The 19,944-nt window shown below is 46.6% G+C and carries 17 protein-coding genes and 1 pseudogene; 9 read left to right on the top strand and 9 right to left on the bottom strand.

The window, feature by feature from the left end; translation table 11 throughout:
• Positions 1 to 128: 128 nt before the first annotated feature.
• The 3 genes and pseudogenes from EZE20_RS23400 to EZE20_RS23390 all read left to right on the top strand — a co-directional run.
• Positions 129 to 1,661: pseudogene (locus EZE20_RS23400) on the top strand (RecQ family ATP-dependent DNA helicase); the annotation flags it as partial.
• 71 nt (positions 1,662 to 1,732) lie between these two features.
• On the top strand, positions 1,733 to 3,022 hold the full coding sequence (gene purD, locus EZE20_RS23395) for a phosphoribosylamine--glycine ligase (RefSeq protein ID WP_132122360.1): 1,290 nt from the start codon (positions 1,733 to 1,735) through the stop codon (positions 3,020 to 3,022).
• 12 nt (positions 3,023 to 3,034) lie between these two features.
• Positions 3,035 to 4,219: a PSP1 domain-containing protein gene (locus EZE20_RS23390; RefSeq protein ID WP_132122358.1), complete on the top strand. Its 1,185-nt coding sequence runs from the start codon at positions 3,035 to 3,037 to the stop codon at positions 4,217 to 4,219.
• A gap of 85 nt (positions 4,220 to 4,304) precedes the next feature.
• Here the strand turns inward: EZE20_RS23390 and EZE20_RS23385 are convergent, their stop codons facing one another.
• The 4 genes from EZE20_RS23385 to EZE20_RS23370 all read right to left on the bottom strand — a co-directional run bounded on the left by EZE20_RS23385 (position 4,305) and on the right by EZE20_RS23370 (position 8,637).
• On the bottom strand, positions 4,305 to 4,928 hold the full coding sequence (locus tag EZE20_RS23385) for an OmpH family outer membrane protein (protein WP_132122356.1): 624 nt from the start codon (positions 4,926 to 4,928) through the stop codon (positions 4,305 to 4,307).
• 100 nt (positions 4,929 to 5,028) lie between these two features.
• Positions 5,029 to 5,388 carry a hypothetical protein gene (locus tag EZE20_RS23380; RefSeq protein ID WP_132122354.1) on the bottom strand — a complete coding sequence of 120 codons (360 nt, stop codon included), beginning with the start codon at positions 5,386 to 5,388 and terminating at the stop codon, positions 5,029 to 5,031.
• A gap of 3 nt (positions 5,389 to 5,391) precedes the next feature.
• Positions 5,392 to 7,839, bottom strand: coding sequence for a penicillin acylase family protein (locus EZE20_RS23375; RefSeq protein WP_132122352.1), 2,448 nt, complete (start codon positions 7,837 to 7,839; stop codon positions 5,392 to 5,394).
• A 63-nt stretch (positions 7,840 to 7,902) separates the two neighbouring features.
• A complete protein-coding gene (locus EZE20_RS23370) occupies positions 7,903 to 8,637 on the bottom strand; it encodes a copper homeostasis protein CutC (RefSeq protein ID WP_132122350.1) in 735 nt (244 codons plus the stop codon).
• Between the two features lie 406 nt (positions 8,638 to 9,043).
• On the opposite strand from EZE20_RS23370, the gene EZE20_RS23365 reads away from it, so the two are divergent.
• Positions 9,044 to 9,265, top strand: coding sequence for a DUF2795 domain-containing protein (locus EZE20_RS23365; protein ID WP_132122348.1), 222 nt, complete (start codon positions 9,044 to 9,046; stop codon positions 9,263 to 9,265).
• Between the two features lie 50 nt (positions 9,266 to 9,315).
• Here EZE20_RS23365 and EZE20_RS23360 read toward each other — a convergent pair whose 3' ends face one another.
• Positions 9,316 to 9,771 (bottom strand): sterol desaturase family protein, encoded by a 456-nt coding sequence (locus EZE20_RS23360; protein WP_228713986.1) that lies wholly within the window; start codon positions 9,769 to 9,771, stop codon positions 9,316 to 9,318.
• Positions 9,772 to 9,969: 198 nt separating this feature from the next.
• Between EZE20_RS23360 and EZE20_RS23355 the strand changes: the two genes are divergently transcribed.
• Entirely contained in the window at positions 9,970 to 10,611 is a 642-nt protein-coding gene (locus EZE20_RS23355) for an AlbA family DNA-binding domain-containing protein (RefSeq protein WP_132122346.1), read from the top strand.
• Positions 10,612 to 10,617: 6 nt separating this feature from the next.
• On the opposite strand, the gene EZE20_RS23350 is transcribed toward EZE20_RS23355, so the two are convergent.
• Genes EZE20_RS23350 through EZE20_RS23335 form a run of 4 tightly spaced genes read right to left on the bottom strand, consistent with a single transcriptional unit; the run spans position 10,618 to position 14,836 of the window.
• Positions 10,618 to 11,958, bottom strand: coding sequence for a TolC family protein (locus EZE20_RS23350; RefSeq protein WP_165933564.1), 1,341 nt, complete (start codon positions 11,956 to 11,958; stop codon positions 10,618 to 10,620).
• A 50-nt stretch (positions 11,959 to 12,008) separates the two neighbouring features.
• Positions 12,009 to 13,130, bottom strand: a complete 1,122-nt coding sequence (locus EZE20_RS23345; RefSeq protein WP_228713984.1) for an ABC transporter permease — start codon at positions 13,128 to 13,130, stop codon at positions 12,009 to 12,011.
• A gap of 18 nt (positions 13,131 to 13,148) precedes the next feature.
• Entirely contained in the window at positions 13,149 to 14,120 is a 972-nt protein-coding gene (locus EZE20_RS23340; protein ID WP_132122342.1) for an HlyD family secretion protein, read from the bottom strand.
• Positions 14,121 to 14,146: 26 nt separating this feature from the next.
• Positions 14,147 to 14,836 carry an ABC transporter ATP-binding protein gene (locus EZE20_RS23335; RefSeq protein ID WP_132122340.1) on the bottom strand — a complete coding sequence of 230 codons (690 nt, stop codon included), beginning with the start codon at positions 14,834 to 14,836 and terminating at the stop codon, positions 14,147 to 14,149.
• Between the two features lie 248 nt (positions 14,837 to 15,084).
• Here EZE20_RS23335 and EZE20_RS23330 point away from each other — a divergent pair, with 248 nt between their 5' ends.
• The 4 genes from EZE20_RS23330 to EZE20_RS23315 all read left to right on the top strand — a co-directional run bounded on the left by EZE20_RS23330 (position 15,085) and on the right by EZE20_RS23315 (position 19,925).
• Entirely contained in the window at positions 15,085 to 15,714 is a 630-nt protein-coding gene (locus EZE20_RS23330; RefSeq protein WP_132122338.1) for a MarR family winged helix-turn-helix transcriptional regulator, read from the top strand.
• Positions 15,715 to 15,904: 190 nt separating this feature from the next.
• Positions 15,905 to 17,653 carry a tetratricopeptide repeat protein gene (locus EZE20_RS23325; RefSeq protein WP_132122336.1) on the top strand — a complete coding sequence of 583 codons (1,749 nt, stop codon included), beginning with the start codon at positions 15,905 to 15,907 and terminating at the stop codon, positions 17,651 to 17,653.
• Positions 17,643 to 18,488, top strand: a complete 846-nt coding sequence (locus EZE20_RS23320) for a DUF4292 domain-containing protein (RefSeq protein ID WP_132122334.1) — start codon at positions 17,643 to 17,645, stop codon at positions 18,486 to 18,488. Before EZE20_RS23325 ends, EZE20_RS23320 begins: the two co-directional genes overlap by 11 nt.
• A 102-nt stretch (positions 18,489 to 18,590) precedes the next feature.
• Positions 18,591 to 19,925: a murein hydrolase activator EnvC family protein gene (locus EZE20_RS23315; protein WP_132122332.1), complete on the top strand. Its 1,335-nt coding sequence runs from the start codon at positions 18,591 to 18,593 to the stop codon at positions 19,923 to 19,925.
• Positions 19,926 to 19,944: the final 19 nt, after the last annotated feature.

Genomic DNA, 19,944 nt, shown 5'->3' with positions numbered 1-19,944 from the left:
TACAATTGGCTGAAAAACACCCTGCAAAACATCGCTACGATTAATCATAAAGACATTGCCGATCTGTTTCCGCAAAATTTTAGCAAAGGTCAGTAATTAACTATTATGTAGTTGGTAGGCCGGATACGCTGATCCGGTATATCCGAAACAACAAAGGTAAGTCGGGAATTGTGTACTGTTTGAGCCGAAAAACAGTTGAAGAAATTGCCGAACTACTAAAAGTAAACGACGTAAAGGCGCTTCCGTATCATGCCGGTCTTGACGCTACTACCCGAATGAACAATCAGGATGCGTTTCTGAACGAGGAAGCCGACGTCATCGTGGCAACGATTGCTTTTGGTATGGGAATCGACAAGCCCGATGTCCGCTTTGTGATTCATTACGATGTACCCAAGTCGCTTGAAGGTTACTATCAGGAAACCGGCCGGGCCGGTCGCGATGGACTCGAAGGAAACTGCCTCATGTTTTATAGCTATGAGGATATTCAAAAGCTTGAAAAATTCAATAAAGACAAGTCTGTAACCGAGCGAGACAACGCCCGTCATTTACTCAACGAAATGGTCGCTTATGCCAACCTCGGCGTGTGCCGTCGTCGGCAGCTGCTGAGCTATTTTGGCGAGTATTTTGAAAAAGACTGCGGGTTTTGCGATAACTGTGTAAAATCTACCGAAAAATTGAAAGCGCAGGAAGAAGTAATCATCGCCTTAAAGGCCGTGCTGCTGACCAATGAACGTTTTGACGGCGAGCACATTGCGGATCTGCTGACCGCCACTGAAAATCAATATGTCAAAAGCTATGACCACGATAAGCTGGAAGTGTACGGCCAAGGTCTGGAACATAACGACTCGCGCGAATTCTGGGTTTCGCTGCTTCGTCAGCTCGTAATCCTGAATTATCTCGAAAAAGACGTCGAAAACTACGGGGTATTGAAAATTGGGGAAAAAGGCAAAAACTTCATCAAGGACCCCTATCCCGTTACGATCTATAAAGATCATAACTATGAGGAAGATGAAGAAAAAGCCGAGGAAGATGATGCCGCTGCCGTAGGTACGGGCAGTGCGCATGCCTACGACGAAGCTTTGCTGGGGATGTTGAAAGCCCTTCGGAAGAAGGTAGCCAAAGAGAAGAATCTTCCTCCCTACGTCATTTTTCAGGACCCTTCCCTGGAAGAAATGGCCACCACTTACCCCACCACGCAGCAGGAAATGGCGCAGATCAACGGTGTGGGGATGGGTAAAGTGCAAAAATTTGGCCGTCAGTTTTTGGACATGATCAACCGCTATGTTGAAGAGAATGACATAGAAACGGCCAAAGATGTGGTAATTAAATCAATGGTGAATAAATCGAAAATAAAGATTTATATCATTCAGCAGGTAGATAGAAAAGTGGACCTGGAAGAAATTGCCGAAACAAAAGGTCTGCCGATGGAAGATCTGATCGAAGAAATTGAGCATATCTGTTATTCAGGAACTAAACTAAATCTGGATTATTACATCAATCAGATTATGGACCGCGAACGGCAGGATGATATTTATGACTATTTCATGAACGCCGAAACGGACAATATTGCCGTAGCCCTCGAAGAATTTGCGCACGACGACGTGAGCGAAGAAGAGTTAAGGCTTATGCGTATCAAGTTTTTATCTGAATTAGCAAATTAATCTGACACCTATCAGACTTAGATGAAGAAATTAACTCAGCGTATACTTCATCTGACTTTATATTTTAATTTATGAATATACTTATACTGGGTTCAGGAGGGCGTGAACATGCATTTGCCTGGAAAATTGCTCAAAGCCCCTTGTGTGATGCTTTGTTTGTAGCACCCGGAAATGCCGGTACTGCTTCTGTTGCGACCAATGTAGACTTATCTTTTAATGATTTTGAGGGTATTGCGTCACTCATCAGCGAAAAGCGAATTGAACTGGTGCTGGTTGGACCAGAAGAACCACTGGTCAATGGGATCATTGACTTTTTACAGGCCAAACCCGAGCTAAGTCACGTACGCCTGATTGGCCCTGATCAGACCGGAGCACAGCTCGAAGGAAGCAAAGATTTCTCCAAAAATTTCATGCAAACCTACGGTATTCCGACCGCAAGTTATGGAACCTTTACCGCAGAAACACTGGATGAAGGACTCGCCTACCTGGATGCTCACCCGCTACCAATCGTACTAAAAGCCGATGGGCTTGCCGCCGGAAAAGGAGTGATCATTGCCGAAACTCACGAGGAAGCAAAGCTCTGCCTGCGGGAAATGCTGGTGGATGGCAAATTCGGTGAAGCAGGCAATAAAGTCGTTATTGAGCAGTTTTTAAAAGGAATTGAACTGTCGGTATTTGTACTAACCGATGGTGAACATTACAAAATACTCCCCGAAGCCAAAGATTACAAGCGGATTGGCGAAAACGATACCGGACTTAACACCGGGGGCATGGGCGCTGTTTCGCCCGTCATCTTTGCCGATAGTAATTTTCTCAGAAAAGTTGAAGAAAAAGTTGTCAAACCCACGCTTGCCGGCCTGAAAGCCGAAGGGATCAAATACGTAGGCTTTATTTTTATTGGCCTGATGAATGTCAAAAGCGAGCCTTACGTTATTGAATATAATGTGCGCATGGGCGACCCGGAAACCGAAGTAGTACTTCCCCGTATTCAGTCGGATCTGGTAACGCTGCTAACTGCCGCCGCCAAAGGAACGTTGCAGGATACAACCCTGACGATTTCGCCGCAGGTGGCCGTTACAACGGTGGTAGTTTCGGGAGGATACCCCGGCGACTACGAAAAAGGCAAAACAATTGCCTATACGGATAAAGTAGAGGATGTAGTGGTGTTTCATGCCGGCACTGCATTCAATGGAAATACAGAGGTCGTGACCAACGGCGGAAGAGTATTGGTTCTTACGGGCATCGCAAACTCTCTGGAAAATGCCGTGCATAAATCACAAAGAGCAGCACAAACGGTGCAGTTTGAAGGCAAATATTACCGTCATGACATCGGCCTCGATTTACTTCGACTAAAAGATTGAGGATAAAAGTATATGGGATGCGTATCGTGTTCATCCGGTGGTTGTGGTTCAGGTGGAACCGTAGCCGGGTGTGGAAGTAATGGCAGCTGCGGAACCGGCGGCTGCAATAAAATGAATGTTTTTGACTGGTTGAGCCACATGGAAGTTCCGGTGGCTCTGAGGTTTGATGTACTGGAAGTTAAGTTTAAAGGCGGACGGAAAGAATATTTCCGGAACGTCAATCAACTGGATCTTACCACTGGCGATTTTGTGGTATGCGAAATGCAATCTGGACATCATGTGGGTATGATTTCCCTGCAGGGAGAGTTGGTACGCCTGCAAATGAAGCGCAAGAATGTTCTCCTTAATGACGATCTGAAAGTCATTTATCGGGTTGCAAATGAGAAAGATCTTGAAAAACACACGCAGGCTATTGCCCGCGACCTGCCCGTGATGTACCGAACGCGGGAAATTATCCGCGAGCTGAAACTGAACATGAAGCTCTCAGACGTGGAGTTTCAGTCTGATAATACCAAGGCAACGTTTTACTATTCGTCTGACGAGCGGGTTGATTTCCGGGAGTTAATCAAACTGCTGGCCGCTGAGTTTAGAATTCGTGTCGAAATGCGGCAGATTAGTCTCCGGCAGGAAGCAAGCCGATTGGGTGGTTTAGGCTCGTGCGGGCGTGAATTGTGCTGCTCTACCTGGCTTACGGATTTCAAGAGTATTTCGACTTCCGCCGCACGCTATCAGAATCTTTCGCTGAATCCGGCTAAACTCTCGGGCCAATGCGGACGACTCAAATGTTGCCTGAACTACGAGCTGGAAACCTACATGGACGCTCTGAGTGATATTCCGTCGGTAGAAGCCCCACTCAAAACCAAAAAAGGTACGGCGTATCTGCAAAAGACCGATATCTTCAAGAAAATCATGTACTTCGGTTTTGAAAAAGATAACAACTGGTATCCCGTGGCGATTGATAAAGTGGTGGAGATTCTGGACATGAACAAAAAAGGAATTATCCCGGAATCATTGGAAATACTCGTGACAGAGACACCTACTTCACAGGAACGCAAGGAAGCCGGGTCTCTAAACTCCGATCTTGAAAGTTTGGATCGTAAATACAGCGAGGAACAGCAAAAGAAGAAGAAGAAGAAAAACCGTAATAATCGGAATAAGAATAAAAGTCGGGCTCCAAAACCTGATGGTGCAGCCTGATTATTTTCTAATAAACATCCATAAAAAAGGTGCTCAGGGATTTCCTGAGCACCTTTTTTATGGATTGAAATTTAACTCTACTCTACTATTTTTTATCTGCCGAATCTTTTGCAGCTGTGGCCGAACCACTTTTAGCCTTATATTCTTTGTTCAGGCCTTCAATCATTTTCTGAGTAACATTTAGGGTAGAATCGGCAAAAAGAATTCCACCGCCTTTGGAATAACCCAATACGTACTCGTACTGATTGCTCTTGTTGTATTTTTCAATATACTGATAAATCAAATCGTACAATTCGCTGTTTTTATCAGCTTCCTGCTGAGCGAGCGTTTGAGCTGAGCGATCACGGTAAGCAATCAGATCCTGTTGCTTCTTGCCAAGCTGTGCTTCGGTAGCCCGAGCCTGATCCAGAGTCATAGTCTGTGCTTTTTGCTGAAAAAACTGGATTTCATTTTCAAGTGAACGGCCACGATTGGTCAGTTCGTTTTCGAGTTGAAAGCGCTTGTTTTCGAGTTCTTTCTGCGTTTCTTCAAAATAATCATAATTTCTAAGAAGAGAGTCGACCTGCACATACACAATGCGGCGACCACCTGTGGCGTCGGAGGCCGTGCCTGCTGCTCCTGTATTACTTCCAGAAAAATGCAAAAAATACAACACGATCACTGCCAATGTCAGGACAATGTTCCAGATTAAAGACGTATTATTATTCACGATAAAGATTTTTTATTGGTTTTTTTTCTAAGAGCCGCAAATATAGTGATTTGTAAATCAAGCGCTATATGACAGTCCATTTTTTGATCTCTCTTTATTTTCAGGCTTGTTTTTCGGATACAACCGCACTGCGGATATAATGCCCTGCCAATCCGGCAAATCCGGCAACCAGGCCACTGAGCAAGGTTGTTGTTCCTACCAATGCCCCACCATTAGGTAAAAAGAACAGCTGAGCCACTCGATCCGACATACTGCCTCCGGAAGTTGTATGCAAAAAGATTGCGTAAACCATCCAAACGGTAGCAATAGCCGCAAGGCTTGTTGCATACGCTACAAGCGGACGTTCCGGGCGTAACAGATACACCACAAAAGGCACCAGGGCGATAGTCCACCAGGGCATAAATAACTGCAACAGCGCGGTGGCGGCGACCATAAGTAGGTAGTTCAATAGTGTTTTCATGAGTTATTTCTTGGTTAAGATCCAGGTAGAGGTAAGGCGGGGATTTGTGTCTTTGGGTGAAGCAAGGTAGAGCAACGGGTTAAGTTCGCCCTTCTCCCATTTATCAAGCATAGAGCTATACAACGGGCTGCCCGGATTGCCCGATTGCCCGCCGGGATATAAGCCATAGGCTTTGGGCTCCGGCCCAAGCTCTACTACCATCCGCCACGAAGGCCCATGATGCCGCGTCGTTGCGTTCACCATACTGCCTCCTCCGCCATTTTGTACGGGAGGCGCATTAAATGGTTTGAGCAAGCGACTCAAATGTCGAATCTCCGTATTCTTTACCGTAGCCCACTGCCATGCCGGACTCATCGGGCCGTGCTTGCTGGTGAGGGTGTCGAGCGTAGCTTTAAAACTTCCGTAGACAATATCTCCGATTGTTTCTTTGGCTGCCGTAGTCTTATCATCAAACCAAACAGCATTTGGCTCATTCAGAATCAGATACAACGTTCGGTCTCGGGTGGGGTAGCGAAATGACAGCGAATCAGAATGAAGTTCATCTTTCCAGATTGCCGTAGCCAGGCGATTGGTCCATTCGTCAAAGATACTGGGTGCAAGCGCCTCAGGGCTGTGAATCATATCCCAGCTTTCCAGTACCTGATAGGCCGCTTTCTGCGATGCATTGAGCGGACGGGAGTTTAGGTAGGTAAGCAAGGTAGGCAGGATGGTACGGGCCAGAACGCTAAAATTATCATTCTGTAAGTCACGTAAACTATCGGCAGTAGCGGCGGTCATTCGGTCCAGTCTTTCGTTGATCCTGATGCCGCGTTCGGAAGGCGCAAAACGCCAGTTGATATAGTAGGGGTAGTCAGGCGCTGTACTTGATTGATTGGCTGAACTGACAAATCCTCTCACCGGATTTTTTACATGAGGATTTTGATCTGCCGGAATCCATCCCTGCCAGTCGTGGGCAGGATTGCTTCCATCGAGGACATATTTTCCCTGTTCTTTCCATTTTAAAGGAAACTTGCCATTGACCGTCATGGCAATGTTTTTTCCATTATCAGCAAAAATAAAATTCTGCGCCGGGCCCACGTAGTGGGTCAATGCCTGCCGGTAGTCGTCATAATTTTTGGCAATATTTAGTTCATAAAATGTCTTGAATGAATTTCCAGGTTCGTGGCCAATCCACTTCACAGCGAGCGAAGGCCCATGATGACTTTCTCCTTCGTAATGAAGCACCGGTCCGTGATGCGTGTACACCACCATCTCGCGAATTGGTTCATCAAGTCCTTTGACTACAATCAGCTCTTCCCGTTTGCGGGTTTTCTGCCAGGCGTTATTATACTTATACTCCGTATGTGAGCTATCCCGGAAGGTAATCTGATACAAATCCAGCACGTCAGCATCCACGTTGGTTACGCCCCAGGCGACATTCTTATTAAAACCAATCACCACCCCCGGAATGCCAGGTAGCGATACTCCATACACATTCATGTCGGGCGTGGTGAGCTGTACCTGATACCAAATCGACGGCAAGGTAAGTTCCAGGTGCGGGTCGTTGGCCAGAATGGGATAGCCAGTAGCTGACTTTTCGGCACTTACGGCCCAATTGTTACTTCCAAGGCCTTCCACATTGGGTTCCGAAAGTGGCAGACTTCGCCAGGATACCATTGAACCAGAGTCAGGTTTCGCAGCGGTTGCTTTGGGAATAGGCAGCGGTGTAAAATTCCAGGGTGTGCCGGCCGGAATAATCGGGCTTTCCATCAGTTTGGGATAGTTGGGAAAAATATCATCCACGGAATCTTTCCCCAGCGCTTTCATGAGGTTGGTCATAGCGAGATCATCAGCCCGGCCTGCCAGCGTGAGTGTCATTTGTTCGAGCATGTACATGCATTTCAGCGGCGTCCATAGCTCCGGTTCATAGCCAAGCAGTTTAAACTCGATGGGAAAATCTTTGGGTTTTAATTGCCGGATGTAGGTATTGATTCCCGCCGTATAGCCCAAAAGCGCTTCGCGTGAAACGGGATCACTCATGGCGGTTTTCAAATTCACCTCAGCCCCGTAACCCATACCCATGCGACGGCTCCGGCGATCCATTTCGACGGTTGCATTTCCCAGCACTTCCGACAGCCGGCCCGCCGCTGCCCGCGTTTGAAGGTCCATTTGCCACAAACGGTCTTTGGCCGTTACGTAGCCTTGTGCGTAGTATACATCAAAGGTATTGGTCGCAAAAATATGCGGCACACCTACATCGTCATACCGAATCGTCACAGATTCACGAAGACTATCCAGTTTTAATTCAACGGTTTCTGTACTGTCTGCCAGCAAAGGTTCGCCGTTTTGCCAAAAACCCGTAAACGGGCTGATAAAGGGCCCCAGAGCGGGAAGTGCACCCCACGGACGGTTCAGGGCAAAGACCAGTCCCAGAGCCACGAGCAGGCTGATGGCTGCTTTCAGGAATTTCATGTGTAGTTGGTTTGAGGGTTAAAGAAATTAAGTTTGTAGATGAAATAAACAAATAAAAAATCGCTAGCGATCCGCCAGCAGGCCGACCATCTCTTTCAGGATTTTAGGGTCGCTATACATAATGCTGTGTTCGTCGGGGATTTCCCCGGCCATAGAAATTGCCGATGGAAAATATTCCTGCCTTCCTTTGCGAAACGCTTTTCCGGTAAGATGCAACGCCGAAACGCCCGTAGCGGCAAGTTGCAGGGCATTGGCCACCGAAACCCCCGCACCCGCCATAAGTTCAATGCGCCCGTCTGCCTGCTTCGAAAGCTTCGCCAGCAGATCGGCGCCCTGCAAAGCCGTGGGTTGGTGACCCGACGTCAGAATGCGTTCGGCGCCCGTAGCAATCACATCTTCCAGCGCTGCGTATGGGTCGGGGGTGAGGTCAAAGGCGCGGTGGAAAGTTACTCTCAGTGGAGCTGCATACTGAACCAGGGCCCGCGTTTGGTCAACGTCAACTGTACCATCGGGATGCAAAATTCCGAGAACTACCCCATCGGCACCTGCCTTTCGGGCAAAGTCAAGGTCCCGTTTCATGAGTTCAATTTCATGCTCATCATAGACAAAATCTCCGCCACGAGGCCGAATCATTACGTACAGATCAATTTTGATTTTTTCCCGAACCAACAAAATAAGCCCTGCACTTGGGGTGGTTCCGCCCTCTCCGGGGCCGCTGCAAAGTTCAACCCGGGCAGCTCCGGCATCTTGGGCATTTAGACAGGATTCCAGCGAATAGGCACAAACTTCAAGGGTCATGCGAAAAGAAAAAGAAATTTTGGATTGGAAAATTACAAAACTATTCTGTCAGGATACAATTTTTATTTAAAAACACCCCTGCTCTTGCTGTATTAAAAATCAAAAATCAGGAATTCCTGACCCAAAAGATACCACAGAACCATAAAATCTGTTGTAAGAGTATGAAATGTATGTTTTTCAGGAGTAAAATTGGGCAAAAGGTGTTTAAAACTAGGAGTGTGTGGTTTATAAAACCTCTAACCCTCAATTTACAACTCCCTGATAAACAATAATTTAATTTGGTATAGAAAAAAATATATCAGAAACAAAAATTTTTTTCAAAAAATAGTGTTAAAAATTACCGGGAGAAGCAAATTTTTTTACTTTTGCACTCCAAAAAATTACAACACTTTAATCTGAATTTAGTATGTACTGGACATTAGAACTCGCATCATATTTAGAGGATGCCCCCTGGCCAGCTACCAAGGATGAGCTGATTGATTTTGCAATTCGTACCGGGGCCCCGCTGGAAGTAGTTGAAAATTTGCAGGAATTGGAAGACGATGGTCAACCTTACGAAAGTATTGAGGAGATTTGGCCCGACTATCCGACCAAAGAAGATTTCTTCTTCAATGAAGACGAATACTGACCCTCACTGATACAAAAAAAAGCGCTCCTTAACGAAGCGCTTTTTTTGTGTCATCCCAGATTGCCTGCCGTAGGTTTTCGAATAGTTTTATCCTCATATTTTCGTGGCGCATACAAGAAACCAAAGGCCTCTGCCCCGTCACGCTCGTGCACTTTGTGATGAATATAGTGCGCTTTCATGATTCGTTTCATGTACTTACTTTTGGGCGTGTACTTAATTTTTACACGGCGATGAACAATGACGTCATGGAACACAAAGTAGGCCACGCCATAGAGAGCAATGCCGAAACCAATCCAGCGCACAAAACCATAAGCAGGCAGCTCAAAGCCAATGACAATCAGTGCAGTAGAAGCAAGACCAAACAAAATTCCGAAAAGATCGTTTTTCTCCCACCAATGCTTGTGATGTACATGGTGCGACTGATGCCACCGCCACATAAACGAATGCATGATATATTTATGAGTAAACCAGGCGAAACCTTCCATAAAAACGAAAGTGCCAAACATGAGGAGAAGGTTAAGTAACAAATCCATATACTTAGTTATACCAGAATAAAAAGAGCTTACCTGAAATTATACATCTTGTAAGCAAAAAACGTTTTTGAGGTAATAATTGTTAAAAAAAATAGTTGGACGATTCTTTTATTGACAAACGAAAGTAACTATATTTAGTAAACCTATCTTCCATTCAATTCAAACTAATTGATGGACCTACGAACGCTCAAAGAACTGGTCAGGCAAGGAGAAGGAGATACGCTGGAATTCAAGCTAAAATCCAATCATCCCGAACGCATTGTCCGCGAAATAGTCGCTTTTGCCAACTCAGGCGGGGGCAAACTCCTGATTGGCGTAGGAGACGACAAAGCGATTAAGGGCCTCAAATATGCCGACGAAGACGAGTACATTCTGGAACGGGCCATTGAAAAATACTGCACGCCCGCCATTTCGTATACCAAAGAGCGCATTGCTATTTCGGATGAACGTGAAGTGCTGATATTTCATGTGTCGAGAGGGATCGAGAAACCTCATGCTGTGCTTGATATCTTTGGCAAGAAAAAGTCCTACGTACGGGTAAAAGATAAGTCCGTGCAGGCTAGTAAGGAAATGCTTGCAATTATGAAGCTAGCCAAGGAGAATAAGGATACACTCTTTTCGTATGGTGAAAAAGAAAAACAGCTCATGCAACTTCTGGAAAAACAGAAAAGTGTGACTGTGGAATCGTACGCTACCATTGCCGGAATTCCGCGTTGGCTCGCTTCGCGCACTTTGGTAAAACTGGTGTTGGCCAATGTACTGGAAGTCCATCCTGATGAAGTTTTGGATCGTTTTACAATGGCTATGTATTAGCTTTTTTTAAAGCGTTCCGGTCGCCTTTCGGTAACGAACGAGTGCCAGCAGGTAATTATAAGCATTGGTCAGATAGGCATCTTCGGCATCTTGCACCGAGCTTTGCGTAGCCGTAAGCTCCGATAGGCTCAACGTTTCTTTCTCAAATCTGAACAAATCTGTGGCCAGAATCTTCTGCGCCAATTCCAGATTATCCCGGCTGTCTTCCACATCAAGCTGTGCTTGCTGTAAAGTCACAAGTGCATTTTGACGCTCATAAATCAATTCCTTTTGCAGTTGGTTGAAAGTCTGCTGACTTTGCTGTTGGCGCAGCACATAGTCGTTAGCAGCGAGTTTGGCCTGACGGCCATCAAAAATAGGCACATTCAGTCGCAGTCCGATATAGTTGAATGGGTACCATGTCCCGGAAGCAAAGGGATTAAACTGCTCGCTGAGCTGCAGGGCCGCATAGGTTCCATAGGCAGAAAGCGTTGGCAATTGCACTGCTTTTTCTCGTTGTTGGCTCAGTTGTTGAGTGATGAGCGTAAGTTCTTCGGCAGCGAGCTCGGTCCGGGGAAGTTCGTTTATTTCTGTATTTATAGATAAAGAAGTAAGTACTTGCCGCAGCGTTTGTGCCGGAGAAACGGTTTCCCCATCGGGTAAGCCCATCCGAAAGGAAAGGGCCGAAAGTGCCAAATTCAGATCCTGACGTGCTTTTCGGAGTCGGAGGTTAGCCGTACGTACGTCAAGTTGTACGCGGTCAAGGTCATTGGGCAGGAGCGTTCCGGCAGCTGCCTGAGTTTGGGTAATGGCCAGATTTTTTTCTTCTCTATTGACCGTTTCTTCGGCCAGGCGGCTTCGTTCCTGATGCAGCAATACCTGGTAATAGGCCTCAGTTACCAATTGCCTGATCGAAATCTGCTTTTGCTGATATACGTTTTGTTCAATCCGCACCCGATTTTCATTCAATTTTCGTGAAAATTTAGACTTGGGATCCAGTATTTTTTGCTCAGCTTCAATGCTCAGAGTATTGCTAAACGGCAGGCCAAATTTCAGTTCGGTACTCCCGGCAGGATTCTGACCCGTAATATCAAAAGGCAAAATGGTTGTTTGCAACTGCGTGTTCCAGCGCACATCGGCTGATCCTTTTACCTGTGGCAGCCATTGGGCACTCAATTTTTCATTTTCACGAGTAGCCAGCGTTATATCAATTTGGGCATTTTTAAGTTCTGCCCGATTTTTTAAGGCTAGTTCTATGGCTTCTTCGAGGCTGACCGACTGCGCCCAAAGTGCTGCCGGTTGCAGGCAAAGGAACATCAGGCAATAGGCAAGAGACGATTGAAACCTGTTTTTTATAAACTTATTCATAAAAATCATCTGGATTGTACGAAGTGAAATTTTACCTGAAAGACTTTTCTTTACCCCCTAAAAACAGCCGCCGGTTCCAGCTTGATGATGCGGCGCATGCCAAACATGCTGCCCAGAATAGCAATGAAGATCGTGACGCCAATCAGGTACATGGACAACACGGGAGTCAGCTGCAAATCGAGAGAACCTTTGGTGGCGTTGATGAAAAGAACCAGCAAACCATACGCGATACCAAAGCCCGAAATGGCATAAATGAGTGCCTGAGAAAGAATCAGTTTCCGAATGGTGCGGTTGGTGCCACCAATGGCTTTCAGCGTACCGTAGTCGCGCAGGCGATCACTGACGGCGGAGTAAAGCGTAAGACCTACGATAGCAAAACCTGTGATGACTGCAAACACAACCAATAGACCAAAAGAAGCCACGATTCCACTGCTTGTGGCAAAATAGCGCAGGGAGCTATCGCCGTAGTCTTTTCCGGTACGGGCCGTAATTCCCGGAATCTCCTGATTGATATTGGCCACTACCTGCTCCATCGGAAAACCTTCCTGACAAGTTACCAAAACCGCCGAAGCCTGCGTGGACGAAACGCCGCTCAGCTTACGGGCCCGCTCCACGGTGGTGAAACCAAAGGAGACGCCCAACCCCTCGGTTTGGGCGGTCAATCCTGCCACTCTGACCCGCTGCCCATTAAACTCCACCTGATCTCCCACTTTGATAAAACTTCCGAACTCGGGATTCATGGAATCAAGAAAAACAGCGCCATCCTGCAAAAGATCCGTAGGTTTTCCCTGCTTCACCCGCCACGGTCCGCCGGCAAAGTAGGGTGCCTGCGTACCAATCAGCGAAACGGCGACTTTGGAGCCATCCGGAAACTTGACGTTTCCGCCCGCAAATACCAGCGGACTAGCCGTTTTGACACCCCTGACACTCAACAACTCCCGGGCAATTCGCATATCAATCAATGGTAGATCAATTACCTGTTTGCTCTTATCGCTTACAACCCAAATGTACTGTTCGTTGAAAGTTGCCAGCGAAACCGTACTTCCCAGCAACGCCAGGCAGATCATGACCTGCTGCCCAACCAGAAAAACCGACAGCACCATTCCGAACAAAATCCCGAAGGTTTTTGCCTTATCGTACCACATAAATTTGAACGCTTCTTTGAGCAGCATAGCCGTACAGGTAAAGTGTTAATTCAGAAGAATGACGCAATCGACCCGGCTGCCGATTAAGGGTTTTTGGCCCGCTTCCAGTTGTATAGAAACCTGCCGGACCCGACGATCTTCCAGCTCCGTGGCCTGATCCTTGAACAAAGATTTTTGTTTGAGATAGTCTGCCGCGAAACTTACTGTCCCGGTGGCCAGCGTATCTGCCGTAGTTTGGGATAAAATATAGGCTTTTTGACCAATTTTCACTTTTTCGGCGTAAAGTTCGTCTACTTCGGTTTTGGCAAACAACGGGCCTTGGGGAGCAAAATCGGCCAGTGGCGTGTCATTCGTGATATAATCGCCGGTCTTGACCGTAACATTTAAAATTTGCCCGCCGAGCAGCGCCCGTACCTGTTTTTGAGCAAGGACTGTTTGGTAATAGTTGACATCAGCAAGATTCTCATTTCGAAGACTCTGAGCTTCGGACAGGGCGGCTTCGGCCTGCCGAACATCCTGCTGTACTTTGTCAAATTCAGCTTTACTATCATCCAGCGCTTCTTTAGTAAGTGCTTTTCCCTGAAATAGTTCCGTATTCCGCATGTAGGTTTTTTCGCTATTGCGCAAGGTAACCCGCAACCCTTCCAAAGCCGCCTGCCGTGCCAAAATGGCCGCCTGCTGCGTAGCCTTTTTACTTTGGGCCTGTGCCAGTTGCGCGCGTTCCAGCGTTGTTTCCAAAACCAGCAGCACATCACCTTTCTGCACTTGTTGGTTTTCATCAATTTGAACTTCCAGTACCCGACCCGAACTTCCGGCCGTGAGCGACAGCAGACCATCTTCCGGCTCGATCCGACCTACGCCCACAATGCGGTCGTTGGTAGAGGGAAGTGCGGCCAGAGAGTCTGCCTGAGCTTTGGCGTTTTTGGCGTCCTCCCCCGACTGACAGGAAAAGAGCAGGCTACTCGTCAGGGCTGCGGTCAGGGTGACTATTTGTAGAAAATACAGCTGTAATTTCATCAGGAAAGTAAATAAAGTTTTATAAATCAGGACTTTGCTTTTTTCAAGTCAATTTCTTCCACAAATCCATTTTTTACCTCCACAGCCCGGTCGGCATACTGCTGCAGGCGCGGGTCGTGCGTCACAACGGCAACTGATTTTCCGCTGCGGGCAAGTACCTGCAATTCCCGCATCACTACTTCCAGAGAATCCTTGTCGAGAGAAGCCGTAGGTTCATCGCAGAGCACAAGCTTCGGCTCGGTAACGAGCGCCCGGGCAATGGCAATTCGCTGCTGCTGACCACCTGAAAGTTCTTTCGGGAGATTTTTGCGGCGGTCGGTCATGCCCACAATTTCCAGGGCATCGGCCACCCGTCTTTTTATTTCAGCAGACTTTACGTGCATGAGTTTGAGCGGCATAGCCACATTTTCTTCGGCTGAGAGCGGCATGAGCAGGTTGAAATTCTGAAACACAAATCCAATGGTATGCAGCCGCAGATGGGCAAGTTGATTTTGGCTAAGTGCATTTATATGCTGCCCATTGACCCATAAATCACCGTAGCTTGGGTAAATTACGCATCCCAATAGAGAAAGTAAGGTAGTTTTTCCTGAACCAGATGGCCCAATAATCAAGGTCAATTGACCTTCTTCCAGGCGAAAATCTGTCGGCTGGAGCGCCACAATCGTTTGATCGCCGGTTTTGTATTCCTTTCCGGCACCTATTAACTCTGCTATCATACCAAAAAGAATGTAGTACACGACAAATTTAGTATGAAAACATAATTTAAAACAATAAAATCATTAGTTTTATTTTGTATTCATACTTTTTAGAATGAAATCAGTAAAAAATTTGCATCGCTTTTGTATCGAAACATAGTAATTTTCATTTTGTTTAGCCAAAATCAACAAAAGGCAGAATACCTTCGTTGTGTAGTATACAATCGGTGTTACTTAATCAGAAGTTGGATTTACAATCCTCATAATGCATGAATAAAGTAGTTGAACTTGTAAATGAGTGGGCCCGGATGGAGGCTGATAATCCGGAAATGGACTTGACGGAATTTTGCGTTCGTTACCTGGCAGAGCGTACAGACCTGGCCCGTTTCAAAAATCAGGAGGAGGAAGACTCCCCCGTGATGATTGATGAAAAGCTCAGTGCTCATTTTGGTCGTCTGAACAAATATGTACAGCATTACTCCAAAAAAGCAATGCAGGAAATGTTGCTTAACAATGTAGAAGATGCGATTTATCTCATTGCGTTATCTTCGATGGGTAAACCGCGCAAAAGCGAATTGATCCACGTGATGCTCTCGGAGTTTCCTTCGGGCATCGATGTCATTAAGCGGTTAGTTAATTTCCAGTTGATTGAGGAATTTCCTGATGAAGAAGACCGCCGCTCCAAACGGGTACAAATCACGCCCAAAGGAAATGAAGTACTTGCTGCCTGTTATCCGGCTTTGGCGCGGGTAGGCAAAATTGCGTTTTCAAGACTTTCTGCCGCCGAAAAAATCATGCTGCTCAATTTGTTGGCCAAACTTGACGACTTTCATAGCGAACACTACAAAATGGCCCGAAATGGCGACTTTGAGGAAATATTCCGGCAAATGACTCAATGAGCCCTTTCCATGCGGACGAATGACAATAATCTGATACTTTTGTAGTTAATTCTGCAAGAATGCCACAGGTCCAGGGTCAACGTCTTTTCATGTGTCAGGCAAATACCCAAGCCCACCCCTACATAAACTGGTAAATCGTGGCATATCGTGACTTTATTCAGATAGAGATACATACAGTAACATATATAGTATGCATAGCAAAAGGCTAAATATTATCATAAGCATCGGGATAGCCGCGTGGTCGCTGAGTGGTTCGCCGTGTGAAGCACAGAAGCGAAACCGAAACCGCGAAAAAGAAGCAGTGCCTGCGACGGCTACCTTCCGGTTGGAAGAAGAAAGCCTTGCGGCAGAGGGAATGAAATACTTGATGATGGACGAGCCTTCCAGGGCACTTCCGGTTTTCGAAAAATTGGTTAAAGCCAGTCCGGCAGATGCCGCCGGGCACTTTATGCTGGCTTCGGCCCTGATGAAGCTGGAACGAACCGAAGAAGCACTTACTCAGGCAAAAATTGCGTACGAAACAGATCGCAGCAATGTATATTATGCACAACAGGTAGCCGCACTTTTTTCCAAACAAAAACAATATGCCGAAGCTGCCAAAATCTACGAAACGCTACTTGCTCAGAGCCCATCCAATATAGAATATGGCGTAGAACTCGCCGCCATGTATGTTTTCAGCGATCAGTTTGATAAAGCAATCACGACCTATGATCAGCTGGAAAAGGCCATAGGTGTAACGGAGGAGATTACCCATCAAAAACAACAGCTCTATTTACGGCTGAACAAAATTGATAAGGCTATTGCCGAAGCACAAAAACTCATTGCAGCCGAACCCGAAGAATTAGATTATCGAATTGAACTGGCTGAACTACTCCTGGCAAACGAGCGAACCGACGAAGCCATTACGCCTCTGGAAGAAGCCCTGCGGCTGAATCCTGACGAAGCGCAGGCGCATGTGTTATTGGCTGATATTTACCGACGAAAAGGAGATATAGAAAAATGCAATCGCGAATTAAAAATCGTTTTTGCAAATCCAAATCTTGATGCAGAGCCCAAAGTACGGGTGCTCTCAGGGTATTTGTCAATGCTCAAAACGGATAAGGACCGGGAGGAGGCCGTTAATCTGGCCAAACAACTTGTCGAAACCCACCCGCGTGAGTCGAGGGCGCATGTACTCTATGGCGACCTGCTCGTGCAGCGGGGACGCAAAGCCGAAGCCCGCGATATTTATGCCCGGGCGGCCCGTCTCGATGGCTCGGTATATGAAGTTTGGGGTGCTGTGTTGCAGCTGGACGGAGAGCTCAATCAGATTGATAGCCTGCTGGTTCATTCGGAGCAGGCCCTGGAAGTATTTCCGAATCAGGGCATGATCTGGTACTCTAATGGATCTGCCCAATTGATCAAAAAAAATTACAAAAAAGCCGTTTCCTCGCTCGAAGAAAGCTTGAAATTAATTGACAATAACCCCGAAATGAAGCGGGTAATTCAGGCGCAGCTTGGTGATGCGTACAATGGTCTTGGCGATAATGCCAAGTCAGATGCGGCCTACGAACTCGTGCTGAAAGAAGATCCTGACAATGATCATGTACTAAATAATTACAGCTATTTTTTATCGTTGCGACGCGAAAAACTGGACCTTGCCCTTCAACTTTCGGAGCGCCTGGTCATGCGGCATAAAGACAACGCTACTTTTTTGGATACCCACGCCTGGGTTTTGTATACCCGAAAGGAATACAGCAAAGCCCGCACTTTTCTTGAAAAAGCGGTACAAAGCACCGAAAATGTGAGCGGAACTATTGTAGAACATTATGGTGATGTTCTTTTTCAGATGGGTGAACGGGAAAAAGCGCTTGAACAATGGAAGAAGGCAAAAATCATGGGAGAAACGAGTGATCAGCTTGATAAAAAAATTGCAACCGGCCTACTTCATGAACAATAGTAAAATCTGGATGCTGGTCCTTTGCGGAATCATCGGGCTCTCGGCCTGCCATAAACCACGTACAAAAAAAACAGCCCAATCGCTTTCAGACTCTGCGGCGGTAGATTCGCTCCTTGTTATTTCGCCGGACTCTGCGCGCGCAGATTCAGCCCTTTTTGAAGAGTTCAGAACAAAACTGGACGTAGAAGAAATTGATTTTGAATACCTGGTTGCCAAATCAAAATTTTCATTTAAAAACCGCACGCAGTCCATCGATAACGCCAATGTCAATATTCGGGTCACCAAAGACAGCCTGATCTGGTTTTCGGTCACGGGCGTCGGCTTTGAGGTAGCCCGGGGCATCATCTCACCAGACTCGATTGCCTTTATGGACAAATTTCATAAAGAGTATTACGTCTATACCTACGAGCAACTCAGCGCACAATTTAAATTTAATTTGACCTACGATCTGCTACAATCGCTGATCGTTGGAAATTTACCCGTTCCCAGAAAACCTAATCAGAAAATCCGGCGTGAAAAAGATTTTTTACTGCTGCGACAGGATGACGGGCGGATTATGGTAGATAATTATATTGGTGAGAAAAATCGAAAACTGAAACGTCTTCAGGCGGTTGAGCAGCCTACCAAAAATTCACTAACGCTTGACTACGAAGATTTTACAGAATTGAATAGTTACCTGTTTCCATTCACTAGTCTTATCACGCTGGACGTCCAGTCGGAGCAGGACAAACAATACTACCAAACCGTGATCCGTATCAAACACAGCAAGGTGGAATTGATCAAAACAAACCCGGGATTCCCGTTTTCGGTCCCGTCGAGTTACGAAAAAAAATAAAGAAAGCCGTTTGGATGCAGCACCCATAGGACTAAAAGCCTAAGTCTGTGTACCTTTGTCTACGTGAAGAAAGAGTCCGGATGGGCTCTACCTATAATTTGTATGCGTTTTCAACAACTAATATTTCGGGGAATTGGCTTGCTGATGCTAATGATGCTCGCGCAAACCGGCGAAGTACTGGCGCAAAAAAGCCGTCAGCAACTCGAACGGGAAAAGCGGGAAAATCAGGATAAACTAAAAAATATTCAGCGGATTCTGAACGAAACAGCCTCCCAAAAAAAAGTGAGTGTTGGGCAGCTCAAAGCGATTAATCAACAAGTTGCCAATCAAAAAAAACAGATCGACTTACTCTCTGACGATCTTAAATTGCTGGATGGAGAACTCCGGAGCCTGGAAATTGCCCGCCGTGAACTGGACAACGATTTGAGTAAGCTCAAAAAAGAATATGGTCAGATGATTTATGAGGCTTCCAAGCGAAATGCCTATCTCAATCAGCTTATTTTTCTTTTTTCTTCCACCACATTCAATCAGCTCATTATCCGGTATAAATACCTGAAACAGTATACGGATGCCCGGCAGGGACAAGTGAAGCAAATGGAAGAAGTACAGGCACAGCTAGCCACCAAACGACAGCGCATCACGGCCAAGCAGCAGCAGCAAAAATCGGTACTTACTACGCAGGTACAGGAAGCCACCAAGCTGGAAACTCTCAAATCTAAACAAAATGAGGTAGTACAGGAGCTTTCTCAAAAAGAATCGGAACTTAGGGCCGAGCTTGCCGCCAACCGCAAAGCCACCGCCCAATTGGATGCCAATTTGCGCCGATTGATTGAAAAAGAAATGCGCGAACGTGCCGAACGCCAACGGCTGGAAAGACTTGCTCGCGAAAAAGCTGAAAAAGAACGCCTCGCCCGCGAAAAAGCCGAACGTGAACGAGCCGCCGCCGCCGGAGAAACTCCTGTAATTGCGGAAAAAGCACCGGAGCCTGTCAGTACCGGCGGCATGACCGAAGCCGAAGTTAGCCTTGCCTCTTCTTTCAAAGCTTCGCAGGCTCGTCTGCCGTGGCCCGTGCGGGGGTTTGTCTCCGACCACTTTGGCCGAAAAGAGCATCCCGTTTTGCGTGGAGTGATTGTGGATAATCTGGGGGTTGATATCCAAACAAGCAATGGTGAAGCCGTTCGGTCTGTATATGACGGTGTGGTGCTTGATGTAACAAATATGCCCGGCATGAGCAACGTAGTTGCGATTCAGCACGGTGACTACATGACGGTCTACGCAAAATTGCAGAGTGTGGTAGTTAAGCCGGGACAAAAAGTGAGTGCCCGCGAGAGCATTGGTACCGTTGCCACCGATAGTGAGGGAACCTCTTCCTTACAATTTCAGGTTTGGAAAAATACCACCCGCCTCAACCCTGAGCAATGGCTGATGCGACGGTAGGCAAACATTCTCGTGCACG

Origin of the sequence: Arundinibacter roseus, from assembly GCF_004348825.1 — a bacterium.
GTDB classification, from domain to species: Bacteria; Bacteroidota; Bacteroidia; order Cytophagales; family Spirosomataceae; genus Arundinibacter; species Arundinibacter roseus.
Note: the sequence above shows the minus strand (reverse complement) of the source record. Positions and strands in the feature narration are given on the sequence as shown.